The organism is Acetonema longum DSM 6540 (assembly GCF_000219125.1).
GTDB lineage: Bacteria > Bacillota > Negativicutes > Sporomusales > Acetonemataceae > Acetonema > Acetonema longum.
The window spans coordinates 37541-50501 of sequence record NZ_AFGF01000056.1; the positions used below are offsets into that span (position 1 = coordinate 37541).

The 12961-nt window shown below is 49.7% G+C and carries 12 protein-coding genes and 1 pseudogene; 12 read left to right on the forward strand and 1 reads right to left on the reverse strand.

What is annotated here, in order from left to right; all coding sequences use genetic code 11:
* The first annotated feature begins 6 nt into the window (after positions 1-6).
* The 12 genes and pseudogenes from mreC (at position 7) to ALO_RS07580 (ending at position 12226) form a co-directional block, all read left to right on the forward strand.
* Positions 7-888, forward strand: a complete 882-nt coding sequence (mreC, locus tag ALO_RS07530) for a rod shape-determining protein MreC (protein ID WP_004094483.1) — start codon at positions 7-9, stop codon at positions 886-888.
* A complete protein-coding gene (gene mreD, locus ALO_RS07535) occupies positions 885-1367 on the forward strand; it encodes a rod shape-determining protein MreD (RefSeq protein ID WP_004094484.1) in 483 nt (160 codons plus the stop codon). Before mreC ends, mreD begins: the two co-directional genes overlap by 4 nt.
* A gap of 61 nt (positions 1368-1428) precedes the next feature.
* A complete protein-coding gene (mrdA, locus tag ALO_RS07540; RefSeq protein WP_004094486.1) occupies positions 1429-3258 on the forward strand; it encodes a penicillin-binding protein 2 in 1830 nt (609 codons plus the stop codon).
* Between the two features lie 317 nt (positions 3259-3575).
* Entirely contained in the window at positions 3576-4367 is a 792-nt protein-coding gene (gene minD, locus ALO_RS07545; protein WP_004094490.1) for a septum site-determining protein MinD, read from the forward strand.
* A gap of 10 nt (positions 4368-4377) precedes the next feature.
* Positions 4378-4494 (forward strand): annotated as a pseudogene (locus ALO_RS23450) (cell division topological specificity factor MinE); the annotation flags it as partial.
* A gap of 27 nt (positions 4495-4521) precedes the next feature.
* Positions 4522-4839 carry a cell division topological specificity factor MinE gene (gene minE, locus ALO_RS22055; protein ID WP_050806989.1) on the forward strand — a complete coding sequence of 106 codons (318 nt, stop codon included), beginning with the start codon at positions 4522-4524 and terminating at the stop codon, positions 4837-4839.
* 35 nt (positions 4840-4874) lie between these two features.
* A complete protein-coding gene (rodA, locus tag ALO_RS07555; protein WP_004094495.1) occupies positions 4875-5981 on the forward strand; it encodes a rod shape-determining protein RodA in 1107 nt (368 codons plus the stop codon).
* Between the two features lie 339 nt (positions 5982-6320).
* Positions 6321-6986, forward strand: coding sequence for a M23 family metallopeptidase (locus tag ALO_RS07560; protein ID WP_004094497.1), 666 nt, complete (start codon positions 6321-6323; stop codon positions 6984-6986).
* 4 nt (positions 6987-6990) lie between these two features.
* Positions 6991-7872, forward strand: a complete 882-nt coding sequence (locus tag ALO_RS07565) for a M50 family metallopeptidase (RefSeq protein ID WP_004094498.1) — start codon at positions 6991-6993, stop codon at positions 7870-7872.
* Positions 7873-8090: 218 nt separating this feature from the next.
* Complete coding sequence (locus tag ALO_RS07570; RefSeq protein WP_004094499.1) at positions 8091-9947, forward strand: TIGR03960 family B12-binding radical SAM protein; 1857 nt, start codon at positions 8091-8093, stop codon at positions 9945-9947.
* Positions 9944-10633: a TIGR03936 family radical SAM-associated protein gene (locus ALO_RS07575; protein ID WP_004094500.1), complete on the forward strand. Its 690-nt coding sequence runs from the start codon at positions 9944-9946 to the stop codon at positions 10631-10633. Before ALO_RS07570 ends, ALO_RS07575 begins: the two co-directional genes overlap by 4 nt.
* A 129-nt stretch (positions 10634-10762) precedes the next feature.
* A complete protein-coding gene (locus ALO_RS07580) occupies positions 10763-12226 on the forward strand; it encodes an Rne/Rng family ribonuclease (RefSeq protein WP_004094508.1) in 1464 nt (487 codons plus the stop codon).
* A 50-nt stretch (positions 12227-12276) separates the two neighbouring features.
* Here the strand turns inward: ALO_RS07580 and ALO_RS07585 are convergent, their stop codons facing one another.
* Positions 12277-12684 (reverse strand): EVE domain-containing protein, encoded by a 408-nt coding sequence (locus ALO_RS07585; protein WP_004094509.1) that lies wholly within the window; start codon positions 12682-12684, stop codon positions 12277-12279.
* Between the last annotated feature and the right edge of the window lie 277 nt (positions 12685-12961).

Genomic DNA, 12961 nt, shown 5'->3' on the forward strand with positions numbered 1-12961 from the left:
CATAGGGTGCAGTTGGCGCAAAGAAAGGCGATTGTTTTAGCTGTAGTGGTGCTAATAGTCTTTTTGCTGGCCAGTTCAGTTGCCAAAAATAGATACCAGTTTCCTCTGGCGGGGAAACTGGTATCCACAATTCTTTCACCGGTTGAATATGCAATAGCTCAGACAGGATATCGAATCCGAAACGCGATCAACTTCGCCGGTGATATTATGACAGTACACTGGAGTAACCAGACATTGGCCGCAGAAAATGAGCGTTTGCGTCTGGCGAACATGGAATTAACCGAAGCAATGGCGGAAAATGCGCGGCTGCGGACTTTGCTTGAGTATAAGAAAGAGGTGCCGCAGCTTACTTTTGCCGTGGCGGCAGTGATCGCCCGCAGCCCTAGTTCCTGGTCCAGCACTCTGGTGATTAATAAAGGTTCTGCCGATGGCATCGCCAAGGATATGCCGGTGGTTACCGCTCAGGGTCTGGTAGGCAATGTGGCTCAGGTTTTTCCTCATTCATCCCATATACAACTGATGATCGATGCCCGCAGCGCCGTCGGCGCTTTGGTGCAAAGACCTGAATCCAGGGTAGCCGGAATCGTAGAGGGCAATGGGGCCAGACCATTGTCCCCCTGTTTGATCAATCTGGCCCGGGATGCAGATATTATCAAAGGGGATAAAGTAATTACCTCCGGCTTTGGTGGGATTTATCCCAAAAACATCATGATCGGGGAAGTCGTCGAGGTTGTGAATGAAGAAGGCGGTCTGCTAAAATATGCTGTCTTGAAGCCGGCAGTGAATTTTGACAAACTGGAAGAAGTCTTGGTGATTATCCGTTCTCCAATTATGACCCATCCTTCCGGAGCTCCCTCTCAGCCGCCGGCAAAAGGGACGGCACGATGAAAGCTTTGCAGTGGATACTGCTTCTTTTGGTTACAGTCGTTGTGCAGGCAACTGTCGTTCCATTTGTGCTGCCGTTTGTCGTCCGGCCTGATCTGCTCTTGGTTATCGTGGTATCGACCGGTTTTCTTTGCGGCAAGGAACGGGCCGTTGGGATCGGTTTTTTTGCCGGTTTGCTCCAGGACTTGGCTACCGGAAACTTGTTCGGTATTCATATTCTGTCCAAAATGGCGGTAGGTTATATCGCCGGCAGTGCAGAAAGACAAATATTTAAAGAAAATTTGTTTTTACCTGTGGCAGGCATGTTCATTTTTACATTGATCCACGGTTTCATTGCTCTGAGCCTGTTGGCCCTGTTAGGCTACAAGGCCGAGTGGCTGGCGACGGCCTTTTATCAATTGGTGCCAATGATCATGTATAATATGGCATTTTCTATCCCGGTGCACCAGGTGGTGTATCGACTATTAGCTCTTGAAAAATAGCTTTATCATATGACGATATTTCGCGATACCTTCTATAGGGGATCGTGAGAGAGGTGATAGCATGATCGTACAACGTTTTATACACCGTCTGGATACGTTAAGTATTGTTGTCGTTGTAATTTTTATTGCATTGATCAGTCGATTGGGCTATTTGCAGGTGGTGCAGGGAAAATATTATGAACGTTTGGCCGATGGAAATCGTATTAAAATGATTCCCATCCATGCTCCCCGGGGAATTTTCTATGATCGGAACGGCGTGGCGCTGGTGTCCAATCGGCCCGGCTTTACGGTTTCGATTGTGTCCACGAATAAAGAGGTGCCGGATACAATCATTGATAAGCTGGCCGAGCTCTTGGAAATGGACCGGCAGGAGATCGTCGCCAAGCTAAAACGCCGCCAGGACTCCTATGAGCCTGTTCCGATAAAAATCGATGTGGGACAGGATGTGGTAGCTAAAATTGAAGAGCGGCGCGGGGAATTACCGGGTGTCGTTGTGGAGATCCAGTCGGTGCGCAACTATCTGAATAAGGAATACGCCGCCCATCTTTTCGGCTATGTCAGTGAAATTGACGATTTGGAACTGGCCAGACTGAAAGCGATTAAATATAAGCAGAGCGATCTGATCGGTAAATTTGGCCTGGAGAAGGTTTATGACCAGGATTTGCGCGGGGTAGACGGCGGCGGCCAGGTGGAAGTGGATGTGAATGGACGTCCGGTCCAGGTGCTGGGGAAACAGGAACCGGTGCCGGGGAATAATCTGGTATTAACCATTGACTGGAGAATTCAGACGGCGGCCGAGACCACGATCGATGAGCATCTCCGGTGGCTGCAAACCGCGTATAAAAAGCCAAATGCTAAAGCCGCGGCGGCAGTGGTGATGAATCCCAAGACAGGGGCGGTTTTGGCCATGGTCAGCCGGCCGGCTTTTGATCCCAATTTGTTTGCCGTGGGAATTTCCACGCAAGATTGGAAAGCATTGAGTGAAAATCCGTTTCACCCTATGACAAACCGGGCTATTGCCGGGGAATATCCCCCCGGCTCTCTTTACAAAATCGTAACCAGCACAGCGGCGTTGGAACTGGAGAAAGTAACACCGGAAGAGAAAATCCTCGATAAAGGTACACACTGGCTGATTCCTAAAAGCAACTCTCAGGGCGAAGCATTGGGCTGGATCAATTTTCATACGGCATTGTCCATGTCTGATAATGTTTATTTTTACGAAATGGGCAATCGCCTGGGAATTGATGCTTTGGAAAAGTATTCACGGATGTTCGGCCTGGGAGAAGTCACCGGCATTAATCTACCAGGCGAGTCAGAAGGATTGGTCGCCAATCAGCGCTATAAACAACAGGTGTATGGTGAAAGCTGGTATTTATCGGAAACCTTTGATGCGGCTATCGGCCAGGGATTTCAACTGGCTACGCCGCTGCAAATGGCTTCTCTGGTCAGCCAGATCGCCAACGGCGGGCACCGATACCGGCCTTATTTAGTAAGCCGGATGACTTCGCCTGACGGTAAGGTGATTAAAGCGTTTGAACCGGAAGAAATGGGCCGTATCAAAATTACCGATAAAAATCTCAACATTATCCGGCAGGCCTTACATGAAGTATCCCGGACCGGTACGGCAGCCTATATTTTTGGCGATTTTCCGCTTTCTCTGGCCGGTAAGACAGGAACCGCTGAGAATTCCCACGGTATGGATCACGGTTGGTTTGCGGCTTATGCTCCGTTTGAGGACCCGGGTCTGGTGGTAGTGGTTATCGTTGAGCAGGGCGGCTTTGGCTCAGTGTCTGCCGCGCCTATTGCCAAACGGATTATGGAAGCGGCCTTTAATCTGACCCAAAATCTGGATTATGTGCCGAGGGTGTATGGTCCGCATACCGCATTGTAAGGGGGCCGTTGAAAAGGGCCCATCTGCGTCGTTGCTCCTGCGGGCACGCGCTTGCCGTACCCTCTCGAACGTACTGTCTGCGCGCGCGTCCTCGTCGCGCCTAGCATCTGAACCCTTTTGAACGGCCCCAGATTCGAGGCCGCAGGTGAGCTTTCGCGAGGGTGTGTTTTAGTTTTCTGCATAAACAAGCAGGAATATATATAGTTAAGACGAATTTGTCCCAATAGAGATGAGTACACGAGATACGCACACAAGATAATCTCCGAAGATATTTCGGTTGAGAAGATGTGAGATGTGATGGGCTGAGGAGGATTTGCATGGGGGAAATTTGGGTGATCACCTCGGGTAAGGGAGGTGTCGGCAAGACCACAACCACTGCCAATTTGGGCACTGGTTTTGCTCTCATGAAGAAAAAAGTAGTGTTGGTAGATGCCGATATTGGCCTGCGTAATCTGGATGTGGTCATGGGTTTGGAAAATAGGATCGTCTATGACCTGGTCGATGTTACTGAGGGGAATTGTCGTCTAAAGCAGGCCTTGATCCGGGATAAACGTTTTGAAACACTGTATCTTCTGCCGGCGGCCCAGACCCGCAATAAGAATGCAGTCAGTCCGGACCAGATGCAGCATCTGTGCAAGGAACTGGCTGAGGATTTTGATTATGTCCTCTTGGATTGCCCGGCCGGTATCGAGCAGGGATTCATGAATGCCGTAGCCGGCGCAGAAAAAGCCATTGTGGTTACTACGCCGGAAGTCTCAGCTGTAAGGGATGCAGACCGGGTTATTGGTATCTTAAGCTCTGAGGGGAAAGTGAATCCCAAATTAATCATTAACCGGATTCGTCCTAAAATGGTCAAGAAGGGCGATATGATGGATATTGACGATATTATCGATATCCTGGCAGTAGATCTGGTCGGCATTATTCCCGAAGATGAATACATCATTATTTCCACTAACCGGGGTGAGCCGGCGGTGGTCAATTCTACGTCTCTTGCCAGTATGGCGTACAGAAATATAGTTCGGCGTCTTATGGGACAAAATGTACCTTTCCTGATGTTGGATCGTGATGACGGTTTCTTTGGTAAAATCAAAGGAATGCTTAAAATGTAGGAGGATTGACATGCGGGAACTTTTTAGCAAGATCTTTGGAAAAGAACATGATAACATTGGATCAAAAGACATCGCCAAGGATCGCTTGCGCATGGTCCTGGTACATGACAGAAAAGAAGCTTCGCCGCAGGTCTCAGAATACAGGGGGGTAGACATGCTGGACCTTTTCCATAAGATTTTTGGGAAAGAACAAGAATCCGGATCGAAAGATATTGCCAAAGAACGTCTGCGCATGGTCTTGGTGCATGATCGGGCCAATGCTTCACCGCAGTTCATGCAAAATCTCAAAGATGATATGATCCAAGCGATATCGCATTATATGGACATTAATGAAAAAGATATGGAAATCAACCTGTCCCAGGATAACGACTCAGTGGCGCTGGTGGCTAACATACCGGTCAACCGGATGAAGCGGGTCATCGCGGAACAGTCTGGCCAGCGGAACGATTCAGATTCAGGCTGCGATGCGTAAGCAAAAGTAAAGTATTAAAGTAAGGATAACAATCTATGTTAAATCATCGTCTGGTAAGAAACTTAGACTTTGTTCTCATTGCCGTTACCTTATTAATCATTGCAATCAGTCTGATTTTTATCGGCAGTGCTACCCATATTAACTCGTCCATAGAGGACAGGTATTGGTATGTGCAGCGGCAAGGCGCTTTTGCTCTGATCAATATTATTGTTGTATTCTGGCTGTTGCATTACGACTATAAGTCCCTGGGGAAAATGGCGCATGTGCTGTACGGAATTAATCTGGTCATGCTGCTGGCGGTTATGTTGATAGGGCAGTCAGCCTTGGGAGCGCAACGTTGGATTCAGATTGGCCCGATCAGTTTGCAGCCTTCTGAATTTTCCAAGCTGATCATGATTATTTCGCTGGCTCATATCCTGGATAAGCGGTCAGGACAACTGAACACGATGAAAGATGTACTGCCGATTTTTATTTATGTGGGCATCCCGTTCCTCCTGGTCTTAAAACAGCCCGATTTGGGAACAGCTCTGGTGTTTATGGCCATATTGTTCGGTATGCTTTTTATTGCCGGGATTAGGATGCAGCTGTTGGGCAAGATTGTCGGAGCCGGGATTGCCTTTCTGCCGATTTTCTGGTTTTTTCTGAAGGATTACCAGAAAAAGCGGCTTACCGTATTCATGGATCCGGGGACTGATCCGTTAGGTTCAGGCTACCATATCATTCAGTCCAAAATTGCCATCGGGTCCGGTATGCTCTATGGAAAAGGCCTTTTTAGCGGCACCCAGAGCCAATTGAACTTTTTGCCGGAAAACCATACGGATTTTATTTTCGCCGTCATAGGAGAAGAAGTAGGGTTCATCGGTTCGGTACTGGTATTGGCGTTATATATGCTTTTGCTGTATAGAGGCGTCAAAATCGCCGGAGCAGCCCGTGATAATTTTGGGACGCTGCTGGCAGCCGGAATTGTTTCGATGCTGGCCTTTCACTTATTGGTCAATGTGGGTATGACCGCCGGCATTATGCCGGTTACCGGTATTCCTCTGCCACTGATGAGTTACGGCATCAGCGCCCTAACGACGAATATGGTCAGTTTGGGTATTTTACTGAATATCTATATGCGACGACAAAAAATTATGTTTTAGTTCTGCTAGAAGAACCAGGGACGTACGGTGCAAGTGCATTGTGTGTTCCTGGTTCTTTTAAAACCATCCGCATAAAACGCCCTAGGACGATCATATATTTAGAATGATAAACCGGGAGGTTGTTGCAAAACTTATCTGCAACCTGGAATCTGGGACCGTTCAAAAAGGTCCAGATGCTAGGATGGCCGAGAAAGCGCTCTCTCGCTGGCCTGACAACGCAGATGGGCCTTTTTCAACGGTCCCCTGCTGGCGGAGGTCGATGGTATGACACCTTGGAATAACAGTCGTTTTCGTCCCTACCAGGAGCCGCTCGATTCCTGGCCCAGGAGCAGGAAACCAATGCGATTGGCCTGGCTCAAGAAAGTGTTGATAGCGGGGCTGCTCTTTATCATTACCTATGCAATTCATATATCTGACACGCCTTTGGCGCCGACAATGAACGCGGCTGTGAAATACCTCCTGACTGTGGAAACGGACCTGGATATGATCGTGGGCCAGATTACTCCCTATATGCCGCGGCAATTCGATTCCGCCTGGCTGAACCAAGTGAGGGCTACTGTCGCTAAACCGGCGAACCCGCTGTTGTATATGCTTAAACCCGTTGATGGCAAGCTGGTCGCCGCTTATGGCTGGCAAACCCATCAGGTCTTAAAGCAGCAGGTTATGTATGAAGGAATCGGCGTAGAGGCGTCCCAAGGCACCGGTGTGCGGGCAGCTGCCGCCGGCAAAGTCAAACTCACCGATGAAAGCGCCCAGTTTGGCAAAATTGTAATGCTGGACCACGGTCAGGAGGTAAATACCTTGTATGGCCACTTGGGAGAAGTGCTGGTTAAACCGGGTGATATCGTGAGTCAGGGCCAGGTTATCGGCCGGGTAGGTAAAACCGGGATGACCTCATCTCCCAGGCTATACTTTGAAATTAGGGAGAAAGGACAGAGCATTGATCCGCTGCAGCGCATTCAGGGAACATTTACCGAGCAAAGTCAGGACCTGGGAAGGAAGTGAGTTTTTGCGGGCCGGCAAAATTGCTGGTGTAACTCTGTCCTTAAATATCTGGTTTGTGGCCTTGATGCTCCTGTACGGGGCTGTGGGTATGTTGGGACAGGTACTGATTGTCTTCGCCTGCGTAGCGGCCCACGAAGGAATGCATGCGCTGGCGGCAAGGTTTTTGGGATATAAGGTCCAAGAGGTGGAATTGCTTCCCTTTGGCGGCGTAGCCCGCATTGAGGGGCTGGATGCGGCGGCGCCGGGCAGTGAAATGTTCATGGCTGGCGCCGGACCGGCTGCCAGCTTGTTGCTGGCGGGTATGCTGCGATTGAGCCGGGACGTATTTCCAGGCTGGGCCGGACCGTTAGAATTAGCCTATCAAACCAATGTCATGCTGGCCTTGTTTAATTTATTACCGGCACTGCCCCTGGACGGAGGCAGGATTTTTCGCGCCTGGCTGTCTCAATACTCCACCTATCAGAAAGCAACCAATGTTACGATCTATCTGGGCCTATTTTTGAGCAGCGCTTTATTTGCCGGCGTTATTGCCGATTTTGTCTATCGCCGCAATTTGAATATTACTCTTTTCGTACTGGCTGTCTATCTGCCTCTGGCGGCTCGTAAGGAAATCGTGGCGGCAAATTTCCGCAGTATGCGGATTCTTTCGCGCAAAAAAATTGACTTAAAAAACAAAGGAATTATGCCTACCGGCCATTATACTGCACTGGAAACCCAACGGGCTCAAGATGTGCTGACATTGTTCGGAGCAGAGAAATATTATGTGGTATTGGTAGTAGATGATGGATTAAGGCTGAAAGGCAGTCTGACAGAAACCGAAATTTGGGAAGGGATGCCGTACCATGGGGTTCAGGCCAAGATGAAAGATTTCCTACGGGACCGCTGAAAAAGGCTCATCTGCGTTGTCTCAGATTCGAGGCTGCAGATGAGTTTTGCAACAGACTCTCAGGGAGCTGTTGCAAAAAGGCCAGATTCGAGGCTGAAGAAGATTTTTCCACCAGGATTTTGCAGGAGTTTATGAAAGGGTGTAGAATAGACTTACAATTATGGAATAATACTGGAAAATTTATACATGCTAATGGTATCAGCATACGGAGGTACAACATGGTTATTTTGGAACCGACTGTCTTGAACCGGGTGGCTAAACCCGGGCGATATACGGGGCAGGAATGGAACAGCGTCCGCAAAGATCCTTCTTCGGTAGACCTAACTTTTGCCCTAGCCTTCCCCGATGTATATGAAGTAGGGATGTCCAACCTGGGGTTAAAAATTCTGTATCATATTCTTAATCAGCGCCAAGATACCCTGGCGGAGCGGGTATATGCGCCCTGGGTCGATATGGAAGATGAAATGCGCCGGTCAGGGATGCCTTTATATACTCTGGAAACCTTTCGCCCTGTCCGTGAAATAGATGCGTTTGGCTTTACCCTTCAATATGAGATGAGTTACAGCAATATCCTGAATATGCTCGATTTAGCCGGCATTCCACTTTTGAGCAGCCAACGCAGTGAAGAATATCCGATCATAATCGGCGGCGGCCCTTGTGCGTTTAATGCTGAGCCTCTCGTCGATTTTTTTGATTGCTTTGTCTTGGGAGAATCTGAGGAAAGCATTGAGGAGATAGCAGACTGCCTGATCCGGTGGAAACGCGGCCGCAAGCAGGGGGGCAAACCGGCATTGCTGCGAGAGCTGGCCGGGATTGACGGAGTCTATGTACCTTCCTTTTATGAGGTCAGCTATCATTTAGACGGGACTATCAGCTGGATTGAACCGCTGCAGCCGGAGGCAAAACCCCGGATTGTCAAGCGGATTGTCAAAGACCTGGATCAAGCGCCTTTTCCCACTCACCCGGTACTGCCTTATCTGGAGATCGTCCATGACCGGATCATGTTGGAACTGTTTCGCGGCTGTACCCGTGGCTGTCGTTTCTGTCAGGCCGGAACCATTTATCGCCCGGTCCGGGAACGGCGTCCGAAAACTCTGCGCCGGTTAGCACAGGAAATAGTGGATAGCACAGGTTATAATGAAATGTCCCTGATATCCCTGAGTTCCGCCGATTATTCCTGTTTGCGGGACCTGGTATCGGCTCTGCAGGCAGACATGTCGGCCCAGCAGGTCAGCGTATCTCTGCCGTCTCTCAGAATTGACAGTTTCTCAGTGGAACTGGCCAATCAACTGCAGAAAGTTCGCAAAAGCGGTCTGACCTTTGCTCCGGAAGCCGGCACCCAGCGTTTGCGGGATGTGATCAATAAAGGGGTCACGGAAGAAAACCTGGAAGAAGCGGTAAGATCGGCTTTTCAGGCAGGCTGGTCCAGCGTCAAGCTGTACTTTATGATCGGACTGCCTACAGAAACCGAGGAAGACGTCCGGGGTATCGCCCGTTTAGCCTACCGGGTGCTGGATATCTATAAAGAAGTGAAAGGGCGGCGCGGCGCAACGGTGAATGTCAGCATATCTTCCTTTGTTCCTAAGCCTCATACTCCTTTTCAATGGTTTGGTCAAAACAGCATAGAGATGATTGAAGAAAAACAGGCATTGCTGAAATCCTTACTGAAAGATAAAAATATTTCTTTGCATTGGCATGATGCCCCGGTCAGTTTTATGGAAGGGGTCTTTGCCCGGGGGGACAGAAAACTGGGGCGGGTGCTGATGGAGGCATGGCAAAGAGGTGCCAAATATGACGGCTGGTCAGAACACTTCAAGTATGATGTTTGGCTGGCAGCCTTTGAGGCTGCCGGTGTGGACCCGCATTTTTACGCTAACCGGGAGCGGCAGGCAGGGGAGGTCCTGCCTTGGGACCATCTCTCTACCGGCGTTGACAAAGCGTTCATGTATAGAGAATATGAAAAAGCTTTGGAGGAACAAGGCACAGTAGATTGCCGCCGCGGTCAATGCGGCGTCTGTGGTGTCTGCCCGGGTCTGGGAGTAGCGGTGGTGGACTGGGAGGGAGCAAATGCATGATCGTACGCTGTGAAATCACAAAAGGGGAAGCAGTCAGGTATCTATCCCATCTTGACTATGCGGGCGCCATTGAACGGGCCTTGCGCCGTTCCAAGCTGCCACTGGCCTATTCCGAAGGGTTCAATCCCCATATGCGTATGGCATTCGCCTCCGCTCTGGCGGTAGGCGTAACCAGCCAGGCCGAGTATATGGATGTGACCATGACTCAAGAAATCCCCATGTCCCAGGTGCGGGAAAGGTTGGTTCCCCAGCTGCCGCCAGGAATTTCACTGCAGGAACTCAGGCAGATTACACCTCAGCATAAGTCGCTGATGGCTTTGGTGAATGGGGCCACCTACCGGATTACCGCTCACAGAAGGGGAGGGAGCGGCGACCCGGCGCTCAGTCTGGAGCGATTTAACCGGGAAAGTTCGGTTGATTATACCCGGGTTACGCCGAAAGGCCGGCGGGACATAAACCTGAAAGAATTTCTGCCGGAACCGGTCAGGTTCCTGGAGACCGGGTCTGACATCATTATGGAGATGGCCATTGCCGTTACACCTGCCGGCAGTGTGAAGCCGGGAGAGGTACTGGAAGTGCTGGCAGAGAGGTATGATCTGTCGGTTGACCCGGCTGGAGCGGCGATTCACCGGTTAGGCCTCTGGGTTCATGAGGCCGGATCTTATGTTTCCCCTATGAAAATATAAACAGCCGGTAATTTCAGGAGACACTATTTTTCGGCTGTTTCCGATGCGGCGCTTCTGTCGGGACTCCCGAAAAGGAATCGCTTTCCTGCTTACTCCGAGATGCCTGGCATCTCTTTAGGAGGCTGAACCATGGCCAAGAGAATCATTACGAATATCTCGCCGGATGAAACCCGCATGGCTGTACTGGAAGACGGCGAACTAATCGACGTCTCCATTGAGAGAAATCAAAGCGGACATATTGTCGGCAATATTTACAAAGGCAAGATCAAAAATGTCCTGCCGGGGATGCAGGCGGCTTTTATCGATATCGGTATCGATAAAAACGCTTTTTTGTACGTGGGCGATATTTTCCCCTACGTTCCGTCACGGGCAACGCCTAAGGACAAGATCCTGACTGTAGGACAGGATATTCTGGTACAGATTGTCAAGGACGCCTTTGGCGCCAAAGGGCCTCGAGCCACAACCCACCTGACTCTGCCCGGCCGTTATGTGGTTTTGATGCCCACGGTAGATTACATCGGCATTTCCCGGCGAATTGCCGCCAATGGCGAACGGGAACGCCTGCGGGAACTGGCGGAAAAAGTCCGTCCCGCCGGCATGGGTGTGATTATCCGGACTGTGGCGGAGGGGAAAACCGAGGAAGACCTGATCAAGGATATAGAATACCTGCACAATTTGTGGCAGTCTCTCACCGTCCGTTCCAAGCGTTCCAAAGCACCCTGCGTCCTGTACCGGGACGTGGACCTGGTGATTCGCATCGTCCGGGACTATTTTTCAGCCGATGTGGAAGAGTTCATTGTCGATCATCAGGAAGCCCACACACGGGTATTGGATTTATTGGCCCATCATTCCCCGGAATTGGCCACCCGGACCAAACTATATCAGGGAGATGACATTTTTAGTTTTTACGGGCTGGAAAGTGAAATGAAGAAACTGGAGGAACGCCAGATAGAGCTTCATTGCGGCGGCTACATTATCATTGACCGGACCGAAGCACTGACTGTGGTGGATGTAAATACCGGCAAATTTATCGGCCGGACCAATCTGGAGGATACGGTATTCCGCACCAATCTGGAAGCCGCAGCCGAAATCGCCAGACAGATCCGCCTGCGGGATATTGGCGGCATTATTATCATTGACTTCATCGATATGGAGTCAACTGAACATCAGAAGGCGGTTCTCGACGCGCTGACGGAAAAATTGAAGCAAGATCGTACCAAAAGCAATGTGGTTGGCATTACCGGCCTGGGACTGGTGGAGATGACCCGTAAAAAATCCCGTCAAAGCCTGGATGCCGTGCTATTCTCCGACTGTCCCTGCTGTGAAGGCCGCGGCAAAGTAAAATCGCCAGCTACGGTTGCCATCAACGTACGGCGGCAACTGCGGCGACTGGCAGGCAGCGGCCGCTCTGGCGACAAACTGATTATCCAGGTGCATCCCCAGGTCGCTGAGGTTTTTCTGCAAAAGGGAGAACTGGAGCGTCTCAATCAGGAAATGGCCCGGACCATATCGGTGGAGCCGGTTCCGGCTATGCATCCGGAAGCTTTCTCTATTTTGCAGGATCAAAATCAATCAATAAAGGGAAGTACATAAATGACTCAGAATCAGTCAGGCCCATCCATAAAACGGATGGGCCTGACTGATTAATGTTCGGATAATTTCTGAACGAGGCGCCAATGATTTTCTGAAACAGGCATGACGGATAAACGGGATTGGCGGACCAGCTCCCAGTCGGCAAAATCAGGCGTAGCTTTAATCTCCCGCAGCGTGATAGGACGTTTTAAGCGATAACGTGGTATAACATCCACAGTGAAAAAGCGAGAATCAGAGCTCGTTGGATCAGGATAGGGTTCGGAGCTTGTTTCTGCTACCCCGACAATCGCTTTTTCTTTCCCTGAATGATAGATATAGATGAGGTCGCCAGGCTTCATGCTTCTAATATGCTTAGCAGCCGTAAAATTGCGTACCCCATCCCACATATCCTTTTTCAAACGCTCCAGATCATCGTAACTAAAGGTCGTAGGCTCTGTTTTTGCCAGCCAAAAGGCCATAAAATTGCACCTCCGTTATGAGTAGGTTATTAAAAAAGAACCTTTTCGCCTTAATAGGATGAGGAGGTTCTTAATTCTTTATGTAGCCAAACCGATGAACAGATATCGATTCGAACAACACGAGGTTGGAAAGCAAAGAAATAACGCAAAAAGATAAGATTAGATGAAATAGTTGTAAGAAAATGAGCTTTTTTGGCATATTCTCTTTATATTTTTCGTCATATCGAATATAATAAGGACAATCAGGGAGGACGCAATAAGAATTAGTCAGTCTTTC